Genomic DNA, 22112 nt, shown 5'->3' on the forward strand with positions numbered 1-22112 from the left:
ATGTCCGCCATGCAAGAGGCCCTCGCGGCCAGCGAAAAACTGATCGGCACCGAAGTTGGTGTGTCGAACTGGATTCTGGTCGATCAGGCGATGATCGACCAATTCGCCGAGACCACCCATGACACGCAATGGATTCACGTGGACCCGGAACGCGCGGCGGCCGAGACGCCCTTTGGCGGGGCCATCGCGCATGGGTTCCTGACCCTGTCGCTGGCCAGCCGCTTTGCCTATGACTGTTTTTCGATGCTGCCCGGTCAGGTGATGGGCGTAAACTATGGCATGAACAAACTGCGGTTTCTCAAACCCGTGCTGGCCGGATCGCGGCTGCGCGGGCGCTTTACGCTGCAAGCCGCGCGCGCGCGCGGCAAGGAAAAGATGATGCGCGAGAACCTTCTGACGGTCGAGATCGAGGGCGAGGAAACCCCCGCCCTGATTGCGGAATGGCTGGGATTGGCAGTGTTCAAGGACTGAGGTGCCACCCCGACCCTTGCTGCCCTGCCGGGCGGCCAGTGGTTTGGACACTGGCGATGTGCGCGGGGTCAGGCCGCCCCAAACGCAATCGGGCCCTGAACCTGAACGCCGCCAGTCCATGCCGCCTTTCCGCAGCATTCTGTGGCGCTCAGCCTGTTGGCAAAATGCTGCCTCCTGCAAATGAAGACATGTCATTTTTGACAGGTCTACAGCGTCCCGCCTTTAACCTGAAACATATCACTTCGCCAATGTCCCGAGAGCGCGCAGCGCGGCAGGGTATTGGCGATTCAAGTTTAAGGCGGGGCGCTTTAGAATGACATGTCGTCCCGCGAGAGTCTGAAACCGCCGGGCGCGGACGCCCAGTGCGCCGGGGCAGTACAACCGCCCCGGCCAGATACAGCTGACAGCCGATGCGTCAGAGGATATTTTCCAACAGCGCCCGCGTATTTTCTGCCGTCATCTTCACGGGGTTCCCGCCAGTACTAGGATCGGCCAGCGCCCCCTTGACCACGCGGTCCATGTCCAGGTTCTTGATCCCCATGTCGCCCAGCGACTTGGGAATGGCCATCGACGCATTCAAATCGTCCACGAAGGCCGCAAAACCGTCAAAGCCCCCGTCGATGCCCAGATACCGCGCCGCCTGCGCGATCACCCCTTCGATCTCTGGCCGGTTGAACTGCAGCACCGCAGGCATGCAGACCGCATTCGTGGTGCCGTGATGGGTGTGATAGATCGCGCCGATGGGATGTGACAGCGCATGGATCGCCCCCAACCCCTTCTGAAACGCGGTGGCCCCCATGGCCGCTGCCGACATCATATGCGCCCGCGCCTCGATATCGGTGCCATCCGCATAGGCGCGCGGCAGATGGTCCTTGACCAGCCGCATCCCTTCCAGCGCCATGCCCTGCGACATCGGATGATAATGCGGCGAGGAAAATGCCTCGACGCAATGGGCAAAGGCATCCAGCCCGGTCCCGGCGGTGATGAAGGGCGGCATGCCCACCGTCAGTTCCGGGTCGCAGATCACGACACGCGGCAGCATCCTGGGGTGAAAGATGATCTTTTTCTCCGCCGTATCGGATTTGGTGATGACGCTGGCGCGGCCCACTTCCGATCCGGTTCCGGCGGTGGTGGGCACCGCCACGATGGGCGCAATCGCCTCGGGGTCGGCCCGTGTCCACCAGTCGCCGATGTCCTCGAAATCCATCAGCGGACGCGTTTGCCCCGCCATGAAGGCAATGACCTTGCCCAGGTCCAGACCCGAGCCGCCGCCAAAGGCGACCACCCCGTCATGCCCGCCCTCGCGGTAGACGCGGACACCTTCCTCGGCGTTCCTGTCAGTGGGGTTCGGGTCCACCTCGGCAAACATCGCGCGGCCCAGCCCGGCACCTTCCAGCAGGTCCAGCGTGCGCGTCGTGATTTCCATCGAGGCAAGCCCCCGGTCGGTGACCAGCAGCGGCTTCCGGATGCCCGCGGCGGCGCAGGCCTCCGCAATTTCCGAGATACGTCCGGCACCAAAGCGGACGGCGGTGGGATAGGACCAGTTGGCGGTAAGCGTCATGGGTCAGGCTTTCTTGAGATGGTATGATTTGGGACGGGTGAGGTTGTGATAGCCGATCACCGACAATCCCCCGCCGCGCCCGGTGTCCTTGCAACCGGTCCAGCACAGCGCAGGGTCCAGGTAATCGGCACGGTTCAGGAAAACGGTGCCGGTTTCAATCTTGTCCCCCAGCGCCTCTGCCCCGGCACTATCGCCGGTCCAGATCGACGCGGTCAGGCCATAGTCGCTGTCGTTCATCAGCGCGACCGCTTCGTCGTCACCGGACACCCGCATGATGCCCACCACCGGGCCAAAGCTTTCCTCGCGCATGACCCGCATCTCGTGGGTCACATCCGTCAGGATCTGCGGCATCAGATAGGCCCCGCCGTCCTGCGGGAACAGCGCCGGGTCGATCAGCGCATTCGCACCCATCGACACCGCCTCAGCCGTCTGGGCGCGCACCAGATCGGCGAACCGGGGCTGCGCCATCGGGCCAAGCGTGGTTTCCGGGTCCAGTGGATTGCCCAGCTTGTAGCCTTCGACAATGGCAACCGCCTTGGCGACGAAGGCGTCATAGACATCCGCATGCACGTAAATCCGCTCGATCCCGCAGCAGCATTGCCCGGCATTGAACATGGCCCCGTCAATCAGCGTTTCCGCCGCCGCCTCGACATTGGCATCCGCCCGGACATAGCCGGGGTCCTTGCCGCCCAGTTCCAGCCCAAGCCCGGTAAAGGTGCCCGCCGCCGCGCGTTCAATCGACTGACCGCCACTGACCGAGCCGGTAAAGTTCACAAAACCGAATGACTTCGCCGCAATCAGGTCAGAGGTGGTCTGGTGGTCAAGGAACACATTCTGGAAAACCGCCTTCGGCACGCCGGCGGCGTGGAACGCCTCTGCCAGGCGTTCGCCCACCAGCGGGGTCTGGCTGGCATGTTTCAGCATCACCGCATTCCCCGCGATCAGCGCCGGTGCCACCGTGTTGATTGCCGTCATATAGGGATAGTTCCAGGGCGCGATCACCAGCACCAGCCCATGCGGCACCCGTTTGATCACCCGGCGAAAGCTGTCGCTGTCCTCTATGGTGATCTCGGCCAGTGCCTCTGCCGCGATCCCGGCCATGTAGGAGGCGCGCTCGTTGAAGCCGCCGAATTCACCGCCATAACGCACCGGGCGGCCCATCTGATGCGCCAGTTCCGGCACGATGGCATCGTTCATCACGCCCACATTGGCGACCCCCGCCTGAACCCGCGCAATCCGGTCTTCCAGCGGCAGCGCGGCCCAGGTCGCCTGGGCCGCCCGCGCCTCCGCCACGGCGCCCTGCGCCTCGTCCAGTGTCAGCGTGGGCCGTTCGGCATAGACCGACCCGTCGATAGGAGAAGTACAAGTGATCATGTCAGGCCCTTTCAAATCCGCGTGCAATTTCCCAATCCGTCACCGCGCGGTCGAACTCCTCCTGCTCCCATTCGGCACAGCGGGTGTAATGGTCGATCACGTCATCGCCCATCACCTCGCGCAGGAAGGTGGAATTGCGCAGGGTTTCCGTGGCGGCGCGCAGGGTCTGCGGAATATCCGCCGCCTTGGCGTCCTCGTAAACGTCACCGGTGGTCGGCGCGGCCAGTTCCATCTTGTCCTCGATCCCCTTGATCCCGGCGGCCAGCATCGCGGCCTGCGCCAGATAGGGGTTCAGGTCGGACCCGCCCACCCGGCATTCCACGCGCACCCCCTTTGTCCCCTCGCCGCACAGACGGAACCCGGCGGTGCGGTTGTCGATGGACCAGACGGTTTTTGTCGGCGCAAAGGTGCCCTTGGAAAAACGCTTGTAGCTGTTCACATAGGGCGCAAGGAAGAAAGTATAATCCGGCGCATAGGCGATCAGCCCGGCCATGTAATGCCGCATCAGATCGGTCATGCCCAGATCGGCCTCCGGGTCAAAGAACACGGGCTTGCCGTCTTTCCAGAGCGACTGGTGCACATGGCTCGAAGACCCCACCCGGTCCGGGTGCCATTTCGGCAGGAAACTCGCGGCATGGCCCTGCTGCCAGGCGATCTCCTTGACCGCGTGTTTGGCAATGGTGTGGTGATCGGCACAGTCCAGCGCGGGGGCATAGCGGATGTTCAGCTCTTCCTGCCCCGCCTCGGCCTCGCCCTTTGTGTTTTCAATCGGCAGACCGGCGGCAAAGAGGTGATTACGCACCGGGCGCATCACATGTTCCTCCTTGGAGGTCTGGAAGATGTGGTAATCCTCGTTATAGCCGCTGATCGGGGTCAGATCCGTGAATCCGCCCTTGCGGATTTCGTCCAGGGTTTTCTCGAACAGGAAGAATTCCAGTTCCGTGGCCATCTGCGCCTCGAACCCCAGGTCGGCCAGACGCGCAATCTGCTTTTTCAACATGCCGCGCGGGTCATGCGGCACCGGTTTGTGGTGGTGATCCAGAATATCGCACAGCACCATCGCCGTGCCGTCCAGCCAGGGCAGCGGACGGATGGTGCTCAGGTCCGGCGCCATCACGTAATCGCCATATCCCTTTTCCCAGGAGGTCGAGGCATAACCGGCCGGTGTTGCCATCTCAAGATCCGTGGCCAGCAGGTAATTGCAGCAATGGGTCTCCTTGAAAGAGGTCTCAACGAAATTCACGGCGTGAAAGCGTTTGCCCATCAGGCGGCCCTGCATATCCACCGCACAGACCAGCACGGTGTCGATGGTGCCCGCCGCGACACGGGATTTCAGATCGTCAAAACTCAGGTTGCCCGGCATGTCGTACTCCATTCGCAAAAGGCAGGCAGGGGCGTGACAACGCCCCCGCCCAGATTGGTTCAACCGTTGGTATAGGGTGGTCCGGCCTGGTTGATGACGCTGTTGTACTCCTTGAAGATGTTGACAATCTTCTGGTGCACTTCGCCTTCCTGCGCCACTTCTTCCCAGAACTCCTTGGCCGCGTTTTCGACCTCGTTCCATTCCGCCGCCGGAACGGTGCGCAGTTCCAGCTTTTCGCCCTTGGCGCGCAGTGCCGCTTCCCCGCCCCAGTACCACTGGTTGCGATAGGTGTGACCGGCCTCGGTCCCCGCCATGACGATCGCCTTGAGGTGCTCCGGCAGATCGGCCCAGCGCTGTTCGTTCACGAACCACGACCCGATCCAGGCACCGGAGATGTTGTTGGTCAGGAAATAATCGGTCACATCCGCCCAGCCGACAGTATAATCCTCGGTGATCCCGGACCATGCCATGCCGTCCAGCTCGCCGGTCTGCACGGCAACTTCGGCATCCTCGTAAGGGATGTTCACCGGCACCACGCCGAACTTCGACAGGAAGCGGCCCGCTGTCGGGAAGGTATAGAGCTTCAGCCCGTCAAGATCGGCCACCGATTTGATTTCCTTCTTGGTGTTGAAGTTGCAGGGGTCCTGCCCCGCCGCCGACAGCCACTTGACGCCGACCTTGGCGTATTCCTCTTCCCAGATCTCTTTCAGACCGTATTGGTTGAACAGCACCGGCACGTCGAGAATATGCTTGGTGGCAAAGGGAAAGTAGCCGCCGAACTGTTGCAGGGGCGTGGGAGAGGCCATGGAATCGTCGTCCGAATGCACCCCGTCGATGGTCCCGCGCTGCAACGCCTGGAACAGCTCGCCCGTCGGCACGATCTGATCGGCATAGAACAATTCGATCTCAAGCTCGCCGTTTGCCGCCGTGTTGATATAGTCGATGACCGGCTTGGTCACATGTTCACCCAGCGCCGAACCGGCATAGGTCTGGAAGCGCCACTTGATCGCTTCCTGGGCACGGGCGATGGAGGGCGCGGCCAGTGTGGCGGCACCGGCCAGACCGGCGTGTTTGATGAAATTACGTCTCGTGGTCATGTCGTTCTCCTTGTTGAATGAGGCTCCGTTGGCGGAGTTCTTGGGGTTATTTTCCGTAAACGAGATCAGGCAGCCACAGCGCCAGTTGCGGGAAGACCATCACCAGCGCCAGCGCCCCTGCCATCACCAGCACAAAAGGCGTGATCGACGCATAGATGTCGCGCAGCGAAATCTCCGGCGGGGCCATAGCCCGCATCAGGAACAGGTTATAGCCAAACGGCGGCGTCATATAGGCGATCTGGCAGGTGATCGTATAAAGGATACCGTACCACACCAGATCAAAGCCCAGCGCCCCCACCAGCGGCACATACAGCGGCGCGACGATCACCAGCATCGCGGTATCGTCCAGAAACGTCCCCATGAGGATAAAGCTGAGTTGCATCAGGATCAGGATCACCCAAGGGCTCAGCCCCAGCCGTTCGGTAAAGAGATTCTCGATGGCTTTGACCGCGCCCAGCCCGTCGAACACCGCGCCAAAGGCAAGGGCCGCAAGGATGATCCACATGAACATGCAGGTGATGCCCAGCGTGTTGCGCACCGAGTTCTCGAACACCTCACGCGTCATGCGCCCCTTGAGCACAGCCGCCAGAAAGGCGGCAATCGCCCCGATGGCCGAGCTTTCCACCAGCGAGGTCCAGCCGCGCACGAAAGGCACCATCATGACGGCAAAAATCACCAGCGGCAGAATGCCCGCCCCCAGCAACCGCAGCTTTTCACCGCGCGGAATCGCGGCGCGTTCTTCCGCGTCAAGGACCGGACCAAGCACCGGGTTGAACCGGCAGCGGATGGCGATATAGGCGATGAAAAGCCCCGCCATCATCAGCCCCGGCACCACCCCCGCCAGCCAAAGCTGCCCCACGGGTTGCCGCGCGATCATCGCATAAAGCACCAGGACCACCGAGGGCGGCACCAGGATGCCAAGGCTCGATCCCGCCTGGATCACCCCAGTTACCATCCGCTTGTCATAACCGCGTTTCAAAAGCTCCGGCAGCGCGATGGTGGCCCCGATGGCCATGCCCGCCACGCTGAGCCCGTTCATCGCGGAAATCAGCACCATCAGCCCGATCGTGCCAATGGCCAGCCCGCCGCGCAGCCCGCCCATCCAGACGTGGAACATCCTGTACAGGTCATCCGCGATCTTCGATTCCGACAGCACGTAGCCCATGAAGATGAACATCGGCAGGGTCAGCAGCGGATACCACTTCATCAGTTTCATCGCGGCGGAAAACCCGATGTCGAATCCGCCCTGGTCGCCCCAAAGCAGCAGCGCCGCAACCACGGCGACAAATCCGATGGCCCCGAACACACGCTGCCCGGTCAACAGCATCAGCATCATGGAGGAAAACATCAGGGTGGCGATCAACTCATATGACATCAGATCATTTCACCCTTCAGACGCAGCACGTCTTTGCACAATTCAGACAGGCATTGCAGGATCATCAGAAAGAACCCCAGGATCATCACCACCTTGATCGGCCACATATAGGGCCGCCAGGCAGAGGATGATTGCTCAAGCCGCCCGATCTCCTCGCTGCCCGTCAGGACGCCGAAAAGATACGAAATCGGCGCGTCCTGCCAATAGCCCAGCGAATAGGCGGTAGAGCTGAGTGCCCCATACAGCAGCACACAAAGATAGAAGATCAGCAGCATCACGGTGAACAGGTCGAACCATGCCTTGCGCCGGATCGACCAGTTTCCATAAAGCAGATCCATCCGCACGTTGGAGCCGAGTTGCAACGAATAGGGCCCACCGAGGATATAATAGCCCACCATGATGAACTGCGCCATTTCCAGCGTCCACAGTGTCGGCACAAAGAACGTCTTGCTGATCGAGGACCACAAAAGAACCCCCATCAGCGCAAAGATCCCGTACATCGCGACCCGGCCCAGACGGTAGTTCACCGCATCGGCCACCCGTATGTATCCGCGCATCACGCCACGCATGAAACACTCCCTCCCCTGCCCAGCCGCGCGCAGGCATCCGCAAGCCAGCGTGCAATCATATCGGCCATCCGGCTCTGCGCCTCAGCCGTCGCGATCAGATCGTTGCGGACCTCCAGCATCACGTTCAGATGGCCGGGCCGCAACCCATGCAGTTGCAAACTATGGGTCACGCCGTCCTGTGGACCATAGGGCGCGTTGCGCACCACGCGGGCCTCGGTATGCGCCGCCGCGCAGTCCAGCATCGCATCTGCCAACCGGCTGTCATCGTCGTGCAGGATCCCGATTTCAACGCTGCGCTGCCGGCCGTGGAATACCGGCGTGAAACTGTGGATCGTGATCAGGATCGGCTCTGCAATCCGGCCCATCGTCCGGGCGATGCAGTCGTGAAACGGCGTATAATAGCGCGCCACCCGGTCCGCGCGCTCGGCATCGGTCAGCTCCCGGTTGCCCGGCACCACGATCAACTCACTCTGCACGGGCATCGCGCCGGGCGATTCGGGCGGGCGGTTCAGATCATAGACCAGCCGCGACACGGTTCCGGCGACCAGCACGGCATCCAGCCGGGCCGACAGATGCTCTGCCACCGCCAGCGCACCGGGGTCCCAGGCCGCATGGCTGGTCCGGTCATCGGCGGCCAGCCCAAGCCCTGCATAGGCCTCGGGAATCACGTGGCTGGCATGTTCGCAGACCAGTACAATCGACGACGCACCAGAGGCATTCACCTCCCGCACGCTTTCTACCGCTCTGTGATCCGTCGTCTGGCCCATGGCACCCCCGTCTGAGGATAAAGTGCTTGCCAAACGGCGCAGCTGTCAACAGAATTGTGAAAAATTTATCACAAGCGCATATGCTTTGATAATTTTTCGATCAAAACCGGAGCAACAATGGCCGAAGCGCCCCTGACCATATCCGACCGCATCCAGAAAAAGCTGGAGGGGCTGACACGCGCGGAACGTCAGCTTGCCCATTCGATTCTCGAAAACTACCCGGCTTCCGGGCTGGGGCCGCTGACCGCCCTTGCCAAGGATGCCGAAGTCTCGGTGCCGACGGTGGCCCGGATGGTGCAGAAGCTGGGCTTCAAGGGATACCCCGAATTCCAGGCCGAACTGCGCGAGGAACTGCGGGCCAAGGTCAAGGGACCGATTGCCAAACACGACACCTGGGCCGACGGCGCACCCGAAGGCCATATGCTGAACCGTTTCACAGACGCGGTGATCGACAACATCCGCCATACGCTGGGGCAGATCGACCCGCAGGCCTTTGACGCCGCCTGCGCGCTGGTGGGCGACACCAAACGGCACCTTTATATCGTGGGCGGGCGCGTCACCCATACGCTGGCCGAATACCTGTTCCTGCACATGCAGGTCATCCGCCCCCGGATCACCCATATCCAGTCCACCTCCAACACCTGGCCGCATTACCTGCTGGACGTGGCACCGGGCGATGTCTTTGTGATCTATGACGTGCGCCGCTATGAAAACAACACCCTGAAACTGGCCGAGATGGCCCATGCGCAGGGGGCCAAGGTGATCCTGTTCACCGACCAATGGCGTTCACCCGTGCATCAACTGGCCGACATCAGCTTCAGCAGCCGGATCGTCGTGCCCTCGGCCTGGGATTCCGCCGCCACCACCCTGCTGCTGACCGAAACGATGATTTCCGCCGTCCAGAACCTCGACTGGGACAAGACCAAGACCCGCATGCAAGGGCTGGAAGACATGTTCGACCAGACAAAATTGTTTCGGAAATTCACCTAGGCTCTGGCCGGGGGCCGAATCGCTTGGCGCTCCCCGCTCAATCGTCGTCCAGCAGGATACGCGCGGCATTGCCCTTGTCGTCGTCATATTGGTCCGACCGCACGGTCCACAAAAACGCCGCAAGGCCAACCCCGCCAAGGATCAGGGACACCGGGATCAGCACCACCAGCACGTTCATCGTAAGCTCCTCATCCGTTGGGAATTCAGCAACACAGTGATCGACGACAGCGACATCGCCAGTGCCGCCGCCAGCGGCGTGGCAAGGCCTGCCAAGGCCACCGGGATCGCAATGCAGTTATAGGCCGCCGCGATGGCAAAGTTCTGTCGCGACAGCCGCCCTGTCGCCCGTGCGACCCTCAGCACCATGGGCAGATCGGCAAAACTGTCCCTCAGCACCACCACATCCGCAGCACTGCGCGAGGCGTCCAGCGCGCTGGCCGGCGCGATGGAGGAATGGGCCACCGCCAGCGCCGCCGTATCGTTCAGCCCGTCACCGACCATCAGCACCTTCTCCCCGCCTGCGGCCAGCGCGTTCAGCCGACGCAGCTTGTCTTTTGGCCGGGCATTGGCGGTCACCGGCAGGTTGATCCTGGCCGCCAGCCGCCCTGCGGGACCCTCGGCGTCGCCGGTCAGCACCTCGCAGGGCAAATCAATCCCCGCCAGCGCCGCGCTCACACCCGGACGCAGGCGATCCGACACCTCCAGCGGGACCGCCTGTGCCGTGCCGATGCGCAGGCCCAGCCCGGCAAAATCAGCGCCCAGCCATGGCCCGCGCCCAAGGCGGGCCACCTGCCCGCCATGGCGCAGCTCCACCCCCTGCCCCGCGACTTCCCTGACCTGTTCCAGCACCGCCGCTTCGGTCTCGCCCAGGGCTGCAACCAGCGCGCGGGACAAGGGATGGTGAGAGGCTTCGGCCAATGCCTTTGCAACAGCCCGGTCGGCGGGGCTCAGCGCATCCGGCACCACGATACCCGGTGTGGTCAGCGTGCCGGTCTTGTCGAACACCACATGGGTCACTTCCGCCAGCCGCTCCAGCGCGGTGGCGCTGCGCACCAGAAAGCCTGCCGCAAACAGGCGGCTGACAGCGGCTGTCGAAACCGCAGGCACCGCAAGGCCCAGCGCGCAGGGGCAGGTGATGATCAGCACCGCAATCGCGACATTCAGCGCATGGCGCATGTCGCCCGTGGCAACCACCCACCCCAGAAACGCCGCCAGCGCCAGCAGATGCACAACCGGCGCATAGACCCGCGCGGCGCGGTCGGCCAGCGCGGTATAGCTGTTGCGCGCGTTCTCTGCCGTCTCCACCAAAGCCGCCATACGGCGCAACGAGGTATCGGCCCCCACCGCCGTGGCCCGCAGGCGCAGGGGCGCGGCCAGGTTGATCTCCCCGGCTTGCAGGCTCTGGCCCGCCGCCACCGCCATCGCCGCGCTTTCGCCGGTCAGAAACGACCTGTCCATCAGCGCCGAATCGGTCAGCAGCACCCCGTCCACCGGCACCCGCGCCCCGCAGGGCACGGCGATCACATCGCCCACCGCCAGCGCCGACATCGGCACCGTTTGCAGGCCGCTCCCGGTCACGCGGTCAGCGGTATGCACCTCCAGCGCCGTCAGCTCCCGCGCGGCGGATCGCGCGGCGCTGCGGGTGCGGTGATCCATGTAACGCCCGATCAGCAGGAAAAAGGTCAGCGACAGGGCCGCATCGAAATAGGCATGCGCCCCGCCATGCAGCGTCTCGAACAGCGACATCCCCGCCGCCAGCAGGATTGCCAGTGAAATCGGCACATCCATGTTCAACCGCGACACCCGCAGCGCCGCCCAGGCATTGATAAAGAACGGCTGGCCGGAATAGGCCACGACCGGCAGGGCGATCAGCGCCGAAATCAGGTGGAACAGGTCACGGGTGGCATCGCTGGCCCCGGACCAGACCGCCACCGACAGCAGCATGACGTTCATCATCGCAAATCCCGCAACCGCCATGCGGGTCAGCAATGCGCGCCCTTCGGTGTCGCGCGCGCGGTCCAGCGCCGCCACGTCCAGCGGATAGGCCTCGTATCCCAGATCCGCCAGCACCGACAGCACCCGATCCGGGTTCACCTGCCCCGAAACGGAAAGCCGCTTCAGCGACAGGTTCACTCGCACGCCCTGTACCCCCATGACACCCGCCAGCCCCCGCTCGATCTTGCCGATGCAGGCGGCGCAATGGACGCCGGGCAGCGAGAATTGCAGCGCCGGACCGCTGGCGATTTCCTGCGCCAGTGGTCCGGCAGCACAGGCGGGACAGGCCATGGTCATGACGGATGCCTTACAATGATGCGCTGCTGGAACAGCGTGCCATCCTCGGCACGCGCCCGCAGCCGCAGGTTCCAGTTGCCACGTCCGCCTTGAACACTGGCGCGCAGGGCGGTGCCGTCAAACGTGAATTCCGGCGTCTGATCCTGCTGCACATTGGTGGCCCGCCCGAAAGTGGCGCTTTCGATCTGCGGGGCGATGGACCTGCCATGGTCAAGGATCACCAGTTCCAGGTCATTGCCCCGCAAGGTCGCAGAGACGTCCCAGCCCAGCCCGATCTGCGCCGCCTTTTCCCGGTCGAAGGACTGGCTGGCGACATAGGAATTCTTGACCTCCAGCCCCGGAAAGGTCCGCACTGCATTGAAAGCCAGCGTCAGGTTGACCGAGATGATGACACCAAAGGCCATCGCGAAGCCGGCAAAGACATGCCATCCCTTGATTTCGCGTATCATTGAACTCTCCCGTTGAAGGTGGTGGCGCGGCTGGCGCGATCGCCGCTTTCGATGTCTTCGACCCATAGCCGCAGATCGGTGGTATCGGCACTGGCCGCCGGGTCCTGCGGGCGGGCGGTCACATAGACGCGCTGCAACACGGTACTGTCGGCAGGCACCACCACATTCAGCCGACCCGCGTTGCCCTCCAGCTCGATGCGCAGGATCTTGTCGGTGGTCAGGCTCAGGTGAAACCGGCGATCCTCGCCCAGTTTGTTGCGCAGCCGCACATCATAGATGTTGCGGATCGACCCGTCCGATTGCACCACATAGGTCGGGTTGCGCACCGGGCTGACCGTCAGTTCGATGTCGGACCGGATGAACAGCGCATAGACCAGACCCAATCCGATCAGCAGCCAGACCGCCGTGTAAAGGATGGTACGCGGGCGCAGCACATGCCGCCAGATCGGTTTCGGGGCAGCACCCGCGCGCTCCTCCGCCTCGTCCGACAGCGCAATATAGTCGATCAACCCGCGCGGCTTGCCGATCCGGGCCATCACATCGTCGCAGGCGTCGATGCACAGCCCGCAGGTGATACACTCCATCTGCTGCCCGTTGCGGATGTCAATCCCCATCGGACAGACGTTCACGCAGGCCATGCAGTCGATGCAATCGCCGTGCTCCTGCGCCTGCGCGGTGGCGACGGGCTGGCCGCCCACCTGTAGCGCCTTGTTGGGATAGGGTGTCGCAGGGTAGCGCGCCTTCCCCGGACCTGCGGCCTGCGCCTCGCGCTCTGCCTTTTCGGCGGCGGCGCGGTCGCGCTTGCGTACATTGCCCTTGCCGCGCGGCTCGCCCCGCCAGTCGCGGTAGGCGACAGTGATCGTATCGTGGTCCATCATCGCGGCCTGGATGCGCGGCCAGGGGCACATGTAGATGCAGACCTGCTCGCGCATGAAGCCGCCAAAGACAAAGGTCGTGGCAGTCAGTACCGCGATGGTGCCATAGGCTACGGGATGCGCCTGAAACTGCACAAGGTCGCGCAGCAGTGTCGGCGCATCCGTGAAATAGAACACCCAGGCCCCGCCGGTCGCCACCGCGATCACCAGCCAGACCGCCCATTTGGTCAGGCGCAGCCGCCATTTGCGGACGTCCCATTTCGCCTTGTGCAGGCGCAGCCGGGCGTTGCGGTCGCCTTCGATCCAGCGTTCGACCAATAGGAACAGATCAGTCCAGACCGTCTGCGGGCAGGCATAGCCGCACCAGACCCGCCCCAGCGCCGAGGTGAACAGGAACAGCCCCAGCCCCGCCATGATCAAGAGCCCGGCGACAAAATAGAATTCATGCGGCCAGATCTCGATCCAGAAGAAATAGAAGCGCCGATGCGCCATATCCACCAGCACCGCCTGGTCCGGCAGGTTCGGCCCACGGTCCCACCTGATCCAGGGCATCAGGTAATAGATGCCCAGGGTGACAAACATGATCCACCATTTGAAACGGCGGAAAGCCCCGGTCACCCGCCGGGGAAAGATCGGCTCACGGGCCGCATAAAGACTTGGAGTGGACATAAGAAGATTCCTGTTCGCATGATCTGTCTAGGGCCGGGTCCATCAAGCCGCCTTGATCTGGATCAAGACAGCGCCCGAAGCGGCGACGTTTTGCGAACAGGGCCGCTTCGGGTTCGGGCTGCCCATGGGCAGCCGGGTTCTGCCTACTCACCCCCTCCAAGGCTGTGAACGTAGACAGAAACAGCGCGGACATCCGCATCCGACAGGCGCTGGCCCCAGGCGGGCATTACCCCGAAACGCGCATCGCGCACCGTGGTGGTCAGCGTGTCGCGGTCGCCGCCATAAAGCCAGATCGCATCGGTAAGGTCGGGCGCGCCCTGCGCGCGGTCGCCCTCTGCACCCTCGCCATGACAGGCGGCGCAATTGTCCGCAAAGACGGTGCTGCCACTCGCCGCCAAGGCGCGGTCGTAATCGTCCGACGACAGGCTGACCACATGTTCCACAACCGCCGCGATCTCAGCCTTTTCCAGAATATCGCCAAAGGCGGGCATCTGCGAATAGCGCGCGTCGGCGTCGGTCTCGTTTCGTATCCCATGCGCCACCGTGGTCGCGATGCTTTCCATGTCGCCGCCCCAGAGCCAATCGTCATCCAGCAGGTTGGGATAGCCCTTGGCCCCCGCCGCACCGGCCCCGTGGCACTGGCTGCACTGCGCGCGAAAAACCGAACCGCCCCGCGCAATCGCATAGCGGCGCAGCCCCTCGGCATTGTCCAAAGCGGTCAGGTCGGCGGCTTCGAGTGCGGCGACAAGTTCGCTGTTCTTGGCTTCATGCGCCGCGATGTTCGAAGCGACCTCGGCCCGCGTGGAATAGCCCAGCAGCCCCGAGGTCGCGCCCGAGATCATCGGCCAGGCGGGATAGGCAATGGTATAGCCGATACCCCAGATGATCGTTGCATAAAGCGTCCAGAGCCACCAGCGCGGCAGCGGGTTGTTCAACTCTTCAATGCCGTCCCAGCTATGGCCCGTGGTCTCGACCCCGGTGGTGTCGTCGATCTTGCGCTCAGACATTGTGCTGGTCCTCGAAATTGTAGCTGGCGGCCTCGCAGGCGCAGGTGGCGCATGTCCCCTTGCAACCGGCCTTGACCTGATCGTTGCGGAACGGGATCATGCTGGCGTCCTGGCGCGCGCCGCTCTGGCTGGGCAGATAGGCCCAGATGCCCGCGCCCAGGAAAAAGCCGAACATCGCCAGCAGGACCCAGCTGTCAGCGATCTCGCGAAGAAGGGAATAGGTTTCCATCTCGGGGCCTCCTATCGGCTGGCATCGGGGGTGAAGGTTGAAAAATCGACCATGGTGCCCATGACCTGAAGATAGGCGATCAGCGCATCCATCTCGGTCAGGCCCGGCTGGCCATCGAAATTGCCCACTGCCGCGCCGGGATAGCGTTCCGCCAGCCCGTCCCAGTCACCATCGGGATCGGCCTGCACTCGGAAATCCGCCCGCGCCGAGGTGATCTGTTCGTCGGTATAGGGCACGCCGACCATGCGGTGCGTTGACAGCAGCGCCTCGATAAGGTCCGCCTCGATCGGGGTGTCGGCAAGAAAGGCGTACTTCGGCATGATGCTTTCGGGCACCACCGATTGTGGGTCCATCAGGTGATCGACATGCCATGCGTCGGAATACCGCCCGCCAACCCGCGCCAGGTCTGGCCCGGTGCGTTTGGAACCCCATTGGAACGGGTGGTCGTACATCGATTCCGCCGCGAGGCTGTAGTGCCCATAGCGTTCGACCTCGTCGCGCATCGGGCGGATCATCTGGCTATGGCAGACATAGCAGCCCTCGCGCACATAGATGTCGCGCCCGGTCAGTTCCAGCGGGCTGTAGGGGCGCACGCCTTCGACCTTTTCAATCGTGTTTTCCAGCCAGAACAGCGGCGCGATCTCCACGATCCCGCCGACGGTCACCACCAGCAGCGAAAAGGTCAAAAGCAACATCGGGCTTTTCTCAAGGATCGCATGGCGGTCAATGAGCGCGGTCTGATGCGGCAATTCGTTGGGAATTTCATCCGGAAAATCAGACAGTTGCGAGACCTTGGGATCGGTTTCGGACGATTGGATCTTTTCATTATCAGCCATGATCCGCTCCTTATTCTGCGGGTGTTGCGGTTGCGGATGCACCGGGCAGCGCGGCAGTAGCCGGTTGCGCGCCCCGGATCGTCATCCACATGTTCCAGACCATGATCAGCGCACCGGACAGGAACATGATCCCGCCCAGACCCCGCACCACATACATGGGGAATTTCGCGCTGACGGTGTCGGCAAAGGAGTTGACGAGGAAACCCTGGTCATCGACCTCGCGCCACATCAGCCCTTCCATGATGCCGGTGACCCACATCGACGCGGCGTAAAGAACGATGCCCAGCGTCGCGAGCCAGAAGTGCCAGCTGATCGCGGACATGGAATACATCTGCTTGCGGCCCCAAAGCTTCGGCGTGAGGAAATAGAGGCAGGCAAAGGTGATCATCCCGTTCCAGCCCAGCGCCCCGGAATGGACGTGTCCGATGGTCCAGTCGGTATAGTGGCTCAGGCTGTTGACCGCGCGGATCGACATCATCGGCCCTTCGAAGGTGGACATGCCGTAGAAGCCCAGGCTCAGCACGAACATCCGCAGGATCGGATCGGTGCGCAGCTTGTCCCAGGCGCCCTGAAGGGTCATCAACCCGTTGATCATGCCGCCCCAGCTGGGCATCCACAGGATAATCGAGAACACCATGCCCAGGGTCGAGGCCCAGTCGGGCAGCGCGGTGTAATGCAGGTGGTGCGGGCCCGCCCAGATATAAAGAAAAATAAGCGCCCAGAAGTGAATGATACTCAGCTTATAGCTGTAAACCGGGCGCCCCGCCTGTTTCGGAACGAAGTAATACATCATCCCCAGGAAACCGGCGGTCAAAAAGAAGCCGACCGCGTTGTGGCCGTACCACCATTGCGTCATGGCATCCTGCACGCCCGAGAACACCTGCACCGACTTGCTGCCCCAGATGCTGACGGGGATCGACAGGTTGTTGACCACATGCAGCATCGCCACGGTGATGATGAAGGCCAGGTAGAACCAGTTGGCGACATAGATGTGCTTTTCCCGGCGCTTGACGATGGTGCCCAGGAACACGGCAAGATAAGTCAGCCAGACCACGGTCAGCCACAGGTCCACGTACCATTCGGGCTCGGCATATTCCTTGGACTGGGTCGACCCCAGCAGATAGCCGGTCGCGGCCAGCACGATGAACAACTGGTAACCCCAGAAAACGAACCATCCGGCCTTGCCGCCCCAAAGGCGCACGCCGCTGGTGCGCTGCACCACATAGAACGAGGTGGCGATCAGCGCATTGCCGCCAAAGGCAAAGATCACCGCGGACGTGTGCAGCGGCCGGAGCCTGCCGAAATTGGTAAAGGGCTGGCCCCAGTCGAAATTCAACGCCGGAAAGGCAAGCTGAAAGGCGATGAAAGTGCCGACCAGGAAACCGGCGGTTCCCCAGAATGCCGTGGCGATCACCCCGGCACGGATCACCCCGTCAGCATAGATGCCATCCTGCGTCGGATCGGCCTGTCGCGGCTCGTCGGTGTTGCGCAGGACCCAGATGAACATCGCAAAGGCGATCACCATGATCAGGAACGCATGTAGCTGATAGGCAAGGTCATGCCCCCAACTGGCCGCCATGGCGGCGATCAGCGTGACAAGACCCAAAAGGATGAGTTTCACATAGTCCATATTCATGCCCTCAAATCAGCAGAGCATCGCCGGACGCTCCTGTTCGCAGGGCATGTCTAGAAAACCGGGCGCGGGCCCACTTTGATCTGAATCAACTTTGGATGTTTTTTGAGAAACAACGGGTCAGGAAAGGACACCACCGTCGGAATCGTCGCCGGTGGCGTCCTGCAGGGCGACGATATCCTTGATCTCAAACTGGCGGCGGTCGGTGAAATCTACCACGCCTTCCTTTTTCAGTGCACTGAACTGGCGGCTTACGGTCTCAAGCGTCAGCCCGAGGTAATTGGCGATCTGGTCGCGGGTCATCGGCAGCCGGATCACGGTATTTGCAAGCGGCTCGGTCCCCTGCGACCGGCGCACCAGCATGTCGATGAAAGTGGCGATTTTTTCGCGGGCGGACTTGCGGCCCAAAAGCAGCATCCAATCCCTTGCGGCGTCCAACTCGTCCAGCGCCAGCTCCATCAGCCGCTGCGCCACATGGGGTGTTTCATCGACCAGCTTCTCGAACGGCTTTCGGTCGAAACAGCACAGGGTCACATCGGTAGTGGCGGTCACGTCGAATTCGATCAGCTTCCGGCCCGGCCTGCCGATGAAATCGGAGGGCAGCAAAAGGCCCACCATCTGGGTCCGCCCGTCCTCCATCGTCTTTGACAGGGACGCCACGCCAGCCACCAGCGAGGCCACGAAATTCAGCGGCTCCCCCCGCCACAGGATCACCTCCCCCGCCGCATAGCTGCGGTAGGATTTCATCCCTTCAAGGGTTTCCAGCTCATCCGTATCGCAGCGCGCGCAGACGGCGCGGTGCCGGATCGGACAATCGCTGCATTTGATGCGGGAAAACGAAGGTATGGCCATGGTGTCTTGATCTAAATCAAAGAATCCCCGGTTCATACAACCGAAAAATGAATAATGAAAAGTTTAGACCCCCTTCGCCGCCACGGACTTTTTGACGCACGGGTGCCCCGCTACACCAGCTATCCCCCGGCCAATCATTTCCAGAATGATTTCGGCCAGCGCCATCAGACGGACTGGCTGCGCGCGGTGCCACAGGACAAAGATGTTTCCGTCTACGTCCACATTCCCTTTTGCAAGCGGCTGTGCTGGTTCTGCGCCTGCCGGACCCAGGGCACCAAGACGCTGCGCCCGGTCGAGGCCTATGTCGCGGTCCTGCTGAAAGAGATCGAAACGGTCCGCCGGACCCTGCCACCGGGCATCCGAATGGCGCGGCTGCACCTGGGCGGCGGCACACCGACGATCCTGCCCTGCGGCACCATGGCGGCATTGCTGAACGCGCTCTTTGCCGCATTTGAGCGCAGCGCCGATTTCGAATTCTCGGTCGAGATCGACCCGACGGAAGCCTCAGACGAGCTGCTGCACCTTCTGATCGACGCAGGCATGAACCGGGCCAGCGTCGGGGTGCAGGATTTTGCCCCGCCCGTGCAAAAGGCGATCGGACGCCGCCAGTCCCTGTCCCAGACCCGCCATGTCATCGACCTGATGCGCGGCCAGGGCGTGGCCAGCCTGAACCTCGACCTGCTTTATGGCCTGCCGCACCAGACCTTCCAAAGCTTTGAGCAGACCCTGCGCCATGTGGCCCGGATGCGGCCCGACCGGCTGGCCATCTACGGCTATGCCCATGTGCCCTGGATGTCGAAACGCCAAATCATGATCAAGACGGCCGACCTGCCCGATAACGAAACGCGCTTTGCCCTTGCCCAACAGGCGCGCGAGGCCTTTGTTGCCGAAGGCTATGACAGCATCGGCATCGACCATTTCGCCCTGCCCTCTGACAGCCTCTCGCGCGCCGCCACCGCAGGCAGGCTGCGGCGCAACTTTCAGGGCTACACGGACGATCAGGGCGAAGTCCTGATCGGGTTGGGTGCCTCGGCGATATCGCGGTTTCCCGGCGGGTACATTCAGAACGCCACCGCCACCTCCGCCTATCAGGACCGGGTGACGAGCGGCGGTCTGGCCGCACATAAGGGCTATGGCATGACAGCGCAGGACCTGCTGATCGCCCGCATCATCGAAGACCTGATGTGCCGCTTTGTCTACGACGAACCCTCCCTGCGCGACAGATTTCCCGAACAGGCCGCATTGATCCACCAGACCGGCATTTCGCTGATGACCCGCTTTGCCGATGTCTTCTATATCAGCGGCACCGGCCTGACGATGCGCGCGGAAACACGCCCGCTGGTGCGTATCATCGCCAGCCATGTGGATACCTTCGCCTCAGAGGCCACCGCGCATTCGGCAGCGGTGTAGGGCCATCTGCCCCCGCCCTGTTGGGGCCATCTGAACCCACCCGTGGGCCTGTTCGTTGCAATCCGCAAGACAACACCCACAGGCGCGGGCCAAAGGGGTTAAACCCGGATTTGTTGCCCCAAAGCACAGAAATTAGGCGCTAAAATGCCTTAAAAACGACATGGTTGGAGATATATTCGTTAGTATGTAATATACCAATGGATATATCGTAAGAGTGTATAATCAGACCATAGCTGCTGTGGCTCCCGTCGCTGATCCGACGTCGATCCTGCGGGAAGACAAAAATCGAACACCCCTTCCCCGGCTCTGATTTATGCCTGTCAAACCACGGTTAAAGGAAACTACCGATGAAGATACTCGCCGTAGATGACAATCCCTTCATGCTCGACTTCTTGCCGGCGATCCTGAAAGAAGCGGATTTCCCGGATGTCACAGTTGCGTCGTCGGGCAAGGAAGCGCTCCGCATTCTGGAAGCCGCAGCAGAGCCATTCGATTGCCTGCTGCTCGACATCGTCATGCCCGAGATGGACGGGATCAAGCTCTGCCGCAAGGTGCGGGAGATGCGGACCTATCGTACAACGCCGATCATCATGCTCACGTTGAAGACCGACACAGCGTCGATCGAGCGGGCATTCGCCGCGGGCGCCAGTGACTACATCTTCAAACCCTTCGAAGTCCGCGAAATTGCGCGGCGTCTTCGAGTTACCCAGCGCATCCTGGACAGTACGGAAGTCGCGCTGCGGCTCGACCCCCAGATGATGCTGCTGAACGGAGAACGCGGCCAGCACGTTTTCTCCCTCGAAGACCCGGTTTACGTCCTGGGCATTCATCAACTGGTGCCTCCCTTCACGCTGGGCAACTACCTGTCGCAGCTCTCGCGCAGGAACCTGGATTTCTGCCATGTCTTCTGCGCGCAGGTCGAGGACATCACAACCTTGTACTCCCATTGCACAAGCCGGGAATACGTCATGGCCATTGCCGCCGGCGCGCGGGCCATTGGCCGGGTCGTAGACAGGCCGCAACTTCTCATGGCGCACATCGGAAGCGGCACGCTCTTGGGCATCCTCACCGGCGACGGCTTGCCGGAATGGCCGCATATCGAGGACGAGGTGCAGAATGAACTGCAGAAACTGACACCTTGGGGCGAAGAGCCGAGGGATTTGTCGATAGGGATCTCGCTGGGTCGCCCGATCCAGCCGAATGCCCACCGGACACAGCGGGTCAAGAACACATTCGACCGGGCGATTGGCCGGTTGGTCGAGCGCCAGAAAACCATGCACAAGGCGTCACTCGGTCACAAACCTGCGGTATCATCCGCGCGCTGATCGCCTGACGGCGAAAGGAACACCTCATCTGGCTCGGCCCGACCCGGTTCTTCCGGTCGGGCCGATTTCTTTTGTTCGGGCATAGGGTCCGATGAAGCGCCGGAAACCTGGAATTGGCGCAGGATGTCGGCACGGACCACTGCGGCAATCTTCATCGCGCTGGCCCCGCCCAGCAGGAACGCGACCACCACGGTCCAGACGACACCGCCCATAAGGTACACAACTGTCGCTGCCACGATCGCATAGATCAGACCGATCAATGCAACACTGGCCGGCGGACAGAAGTACAGCCAGTCAGATGCGAAAGACCTGCCTTCTCGCTTTGCAGCCCCGTCCTTGGTTCTTCTGGTGCGCAATTTCAGCCCCTGATCTTGTCGGCATGATCGAGGTCGGCAATTGGTCAACCCCGGTCTGCACATCCCTGGAAGGTCACGCTGTTGTCCAATCGGGCTAAAAATGGTGATCGTTAAAAAGGAACGGCTGCTTGCGCAGCCCAGTACTCCCGATTGGTCCTTGAATTGGGTTGGCCCCCCGCTGTCTTGCGACTTCAGCGAGGGGCCAACCCGTTAGCTTTTATGGCTCGGCTGTGGCGATCAGATGTCGCCCAGGCCGTCGTTGCCCAGAAGCCCGCCCAGCAGGTCGCTGGCATCGGTGAGCGTTTCGCCAACCGGGTCGGTGCCGCCGAACAATCCGCCGCCAAGCAAACCACCCAGCGGGCCGTCATCTCCGGTCAGACCGCCGAGCACATCATCCAGCGGGGCATCCTCTCCGGTCAGGCCACCAAGCAGGTCACCCACCAGGTCGTCCCCTCCGGTCAGACCACCAAGCACGTCACCCAGCGGGCCATCCTCTCCGGTCAGACCGCCAAGCAGGTCACCCACCAGGTCGTCCCCTCCGGTCAGACCACCAAGCACGTCACCCAAAGGTCCGTCCTCTCCGGTCAGACCGCCGAGCACATCACCCAGCGG

At 62.3% G+C, this 22112-nt stretch carries 21 protein-coding genes and 1 pseudogene; 4 read left to right on the forward strand and 18 right to left on the reverse strand.

All coding sequences use genetic code 11. The annotated features are described in order from the left end of the window. Positions 1-471, forward strand: coding sequence for a MaoC family dehydratase (locus A8B82_RS06315; protein WP_067289730.1), 471 nt, complete (start codon positions 1-3; stop codon positions 469-471). Positions 472-886: 415 nt separating this feature from the next. Here A8B82_RS06315 and A8B82_RS06320 read toward each other — a convergent pair whose 3' ends face one another. Genes A8B82_RS06320 through A8B82_RS06350 form a run of 7 tightly spaced genes read right to left on the reverse strand, consistent with a single transcriptional unit; the run spans position 887 to position 8577 of the window. Next, positions 887-2032, reverse strand: a complete 1146-nt coding sequence (locus A8B82_RS06320; protein WP_067289732.1) for an iron-containing alcohol dehydrogenase — start codon at positions 2030-2032, stop codon at positions 887-889. Positions 2033-2035: 3 nt separating this feature from the next. After that, positions 2036-3406, reverse strand: a complete 1371-nt coding sequence (locus A8B82_RS06325) for an aldehyde dehydrogenase family protein (RefSeq protein ID WP_067289735.1) — start codon at positions 3404-3406, stop codon at positions 2036-2038. Position 3407: 1 nt separating this feature from the next. Then, positions 3408-4769 carry a glutamine synthetase family protein gene (locus tag A8B82_RS06330; protein WP_067289738.1) on the reverse strand — a complete coding sequence of 454 codons (1362 nt, stop codon included), beginning with the start codon at positions 4767-4769 and terminating at the stop codon, positions 3408-3410. A gap of 59 nt (positions 4770-4828) precedes the next feature. Then, positions 4829-5866, reverse strand: coding sequence for a TRAP transporter substrate-binding protein (locus tag A8B82_RS06335; protein ID WP_067289741.1), 1038 nt, complete (start codon positions 5864-5866; stop codon positions 4829-4831). 46 nt (positions 5867-5912) lie between these two features. Further along, a complete protein-coding gene (locus tag A8B82_RS06340; protein WP_067289744.1) occupies positions 5913-7241 on the reverse strand; it encodes a TRAP transporter large permease in 1329 nt (442 codons plus the stop codon). Further along, entirely contained in the window at positions 7241-7810 is a 570-nt protein-coding gene (locus A8B82_RS06345; protein WP_067289753.1) for a TRAP transporter small permease subunit, read from the reverse strand. The genes A8B82_RS06340 and A8B82_RS06345 overlap by 1 nt, the downstream gene beginning before the upstream one ends. After that, positions 7798-8577 (reverse strand): N-formylglutamate amidohydrolase, encoded by a 780-nt coding sequence (locus A8B82_RS06350; RefSeq protein ID WP_067289755.1) that lies wholly within the window; start codon positions 8575-8577, stop codon positions 7798-7800. The genes A8B82_RS06345 and A8B82_RS06350 overlap by 13 nt, the downstream gene beginning before the upstream one ends. 117 nt (positions 8578-8694) lie before the next feature. Between A8B82_RS06350 and A8B82_RS06355 the strand changes: the two genes are divergently transcribed. Further along, a complete protein-coding gene (locus A8B82_RS06355; protein WP_067289756.1) occupies positions 8695-9567 on the forward strand; it encodes a MurR/RpiR family transcriptional regulator in 873 nt (290 codons plus the stop codon). 37 nt (positions 9568-9604) lie between these two features. Here A8B82_RS06355 and ccoS read toward each other — a convergent pair whose 3' ends face one another. From ccoS to fnrL, 9 genes are all read right to left on the reverse strand, one after another. Next, positions 9605-9745: a cbb3-type cytochrome oxidase assembly protein CcoS gene (ccoS, locus tag A8B82_RS06360; RefSeq protein ID WP_067289758.1), complete on the reverse strand. Its 141-nt coding sequence runs from the start codon at positions 9743-9745 to the stop codon at positions 9605-9607. Continuing rightward, positions 9742-11859 carry a heavy metal translocating P-type ATPase gene (locus A8B82_RS06365; protein WP_067289760.1) on the reverse strand — a complete coding sequence of 706 codons (2118 nt, stop codon included), beginning with the start codon at positions 11857-11859 and terminating at the stop codon, positions 9742-9744. The genes ccoS and A8B82_RS06365 overlap by 4 nt, the downstream gene beginning before the upstream one ends. After that, entirely contained in the window at positions 11856-12308 is a 453-nt protein-coding gene (locus A8B82_RS06370) for a FixH family protein (protein ID WP_067289762.1), read from the reverse strand. The genes A8B82_RS06365 and A8B82_RS06370 overlap by 4 nt, the downstream gene beginning before the upstream one ends. Next, complete coding sequence (gene ccoG, locus A8B82_RS06375) at positions 12305-13852, reverse strand: cytochrome c oxidase accessory protein CcoG (protein WP_067289764.1); 1548 nt, start codon at positions 13850-13852, stop codon at positions 12305-12307. The genes A8B82_RS06370 and ccoG overlap by 4 nt, the downstream gene beginning before the upstream one ends. Positions 13853-13995: 143 nt before the next feature. Then, entirely contained in the window at positions 13996-14859 is an 864-nt protein-coding gene (gene ccoP, locus A8B82_RS06380; protein ID WP_067289766.1) for a cytochrome-c oxidase, cbb3-type subunit III, read from the reverse strand. After that, a complete protein-coding gene (locus A8B82_RS23480) occupies positions 14852-15088 on the reverse strand; it encodes a cbb3-type cytochrome c oxidase subunit 3 (protein WP_082899167.1) in 237 nt (78 codons plus the stop codon). The genes ccoP and A8B82_RS23480 overlap by 8 nt, the downstream gene beginning before the upstream one ends. 11 nt (positions 15089-15099) lie before the next feature. Further along, entirely contained in the window at positions 15100-15924 is an 825-nt protein-coding gene (gene ccoO, locus A8B82_RS06390; RefSeq protein ID WP_082899168.1) for a cytochrome-c oxidase, cbb3-type subunit II, read from the reverse strand. Between the two features lie 10 nt (positions 15925-15934). Then, the gene (gene ccoN / locus A8B82_RS06395) at positions 15935-17554 is read right to left on the reverse strand and encodes a cytochrome-c oxidase, cbb3-type subunit I (RefSeq protein WP_067289798.1); all 1620 of its coding nucleotides are present in this window, start codon (positions 17552-17554) and stop codon (positions 15935-15937) included. A gap of 123 nt (positions 17555-17677) precedes the next feature. Further along, positions 17678-18409: a transcriptional regulator FnrL gene (fnrL, locus tag A8B82_RS06400; RefSeq protein WP_067289804.1), complete on the reverse strand. Its 732-nt coding sequence runs from the start codon at positions 18407-18409 to the stop codon at positions 17678-17680. Positions 18410-18511: 102 nt separating this feature from the next. Between fnrL and hemN the strand changes: the two genes are divergently transcribed. After that, entirely contained in the window at positions 18512-19819 is a 1308-nt protein-coding gene (gene hemN, locus A8B82_RS06405; protein ID WP_235604629.1) for an oxygen-independent coproporphyrinogen III oxidase, read from the forward strand. 347 nt (positions 19820-20166) lie between these two features. Next, positions 20167-21144 (forward strand): response regulator, encoded by a 978-nt coding sequence (locus A8B82_RS06410; RefSeq protein ID WP_067289770.1) that lies wholly within the window; start codon positions 20167-20169, stop codon positions 21142-21144. Here the strand turns inward: A8B82_RS06410 and A8B82_RS06415 are convergent. Together A8B82_RS06415 and A8B82_RS24150 are read right to left on the reverse strand one after the other, a co-directional pair. Next, positions 21114-21500, reverse strand: a complete 387-nt coding sequence (locus A8B82_RS06415; protein ID WP_067289772.1) for a hypothetical protein — start codon at positions 21498-21500, stop codon at positions 21114-21116. The two genes, A8B82_RS06410 and A8B82_RS06415, sit on opposite strands and share 31 nt — an antisense overlap. A 237-nt stretch (positions 21501-21737) precedes the next feature. Continuing rightward, a pseudogene (locus A8B82_RS24150) lies at positions 21738-22112 on the reverse strand (hypothetical protein); the annotation flags it as partial.

The organism is Sulfitobacter sp. EhC04 (assembly GCF_001650875.1).
Taxonomy (GTDB): domain Bacteria; phylum Pseudomonadota; class Alphaproteobacteria; order Rhodobacterales; family Rhodobacteraceae; genus Sulfitobacter.

Bases quoted from the DNA above. Each gene is read 5' to 3' on its own strand.
- ccoN (WP_067289798.1), bottom strand. From the start codon at position 17,554: ATGGACTATGTGAAACTCATCCTTTTGGGTCTTGTCACGCTGATCGCC.
- A8B82_RS06325 (WP_067289735.1), bottom strand. From the start codon at position 3,406: ATGATCACTTGTACTTCTCCTATCGACGGGTCGGTCTATGCCGAACGG.
- A8B82_RS23480 (WP_082899167.1), bottom strand. From the start codon at position 15,088: ATGGAAACCTATTCCCTTCTTCGCGAGATCGCTGACAGCTGGGTCCTG.
- A8B82_RS06355 (WP_067289756.1), top strand. From the start codon at position 8,695: ATGGCCGAAGCGCCCCTGACCATATCCGACCGCATCCAGAAAAAGCTG.
- ccoO (WP_082899168.1), bottom strand. From the start codon at position 15,924: ATGGCTGATAATGAAAAGATCCAATCGTCCGAAACCGATCCCAAGGTC.
- A8B82_RS06335 (WP_067289741.1), bottom strand. From the start codon at position 5,866: ATGACCACGAGACGTAATTTCATCAAACACGCCGGTCTGGCCGGTGCC.
- ccoG (WP_067289764.1), bottom strand. From the start codon at position 13,852: ATGTCCACTCCAAGTCTTTATGCGGCCCGTGAGCCGATCTTTCCCCGG.
- ccoP (WP_067289766.1), bottom strand. From the start codon at position 14,859: ATGTCTGAGCGCAAGATCGACGACACCACCGGGGTCGAGACCACGGGC.
- fnrL (WP_067289804.1), bottom strand. From the start codon at position 18,409: ATGGCCATACCTTCGTTTTCCCGCATCAAATGCAGCGATTGTCCGATC.
- A8B82_RS06330 (WP_067289738.1), bottom strand. From the start codon at position 4,769: ATGCCGGGCAACCTGAGTTTTGACGATCTGAAATCCCGTGTCGCGGCG.
- ccoS (WP_067289758.1), bottom strand. From the start codon at position 9,745: ATGAACGTGCTGGTGGTGCTGATCCCGGTGTCCCTGATCCTTGGCGGG.
- A8B82_RS06315 (WP_067289730.1), top strand. From the start codon at position 1: ATGTCCGCCATGCAAGAGGCCCTCGCGGCCAGCGAAAAACTGATCGGC.
- A8B82_RS06410 (WP_067289770.1), top strand. From the start codon at position 20,167: ATGAAGATACTCGCCGTAGATGACAATCCCTTCATGCTCGACTTCTTG.
- A8B82_RS06340 (WP_067289744.1), bottom strand. From the start codon at position 7,241: ATGTCATATGAGTTGATCGCCACCCTGATGTTTTCCTCCATGATGCTG.
- A8B82_RS06370 (WP_067289762.1), bottom strand. From the start codon at position 12,308: ATGATACGCGAAATCAAGGGATGGCATGTCTTTGCCGGCTTCGCGATG.
- A8B82_RS06345 (WP_067289753.1), bottom strand. From the start codon at position 7,810: ATGCGTGGCGTGATGCGCGGATACATACGGGTGGCCGATGCGGTGAAC.
- A8B82_RS06350 (WP_067289755.1), bottom strand. From the start codon at position 8,577: ATGGGCCAGACGACGGATCACAGAGCGGTAGAAAGCGTGCGGGAGGTG.
- A8B82_RS06320 (WP_067289732.1), bottom strand. From the start codon at position 2,032: ATGACGCTTACCGCCAACTGGTCCTATCCCACCGCCGTCCGCTTTGGT.
- A8B82_RS06365 (WP_067289760.1), bottom strand. From the start codon at position 11,859: ATGACCATGGCCTGTCCCGCCTGTGCTGCCGGACCACTGGCGCAGGAA.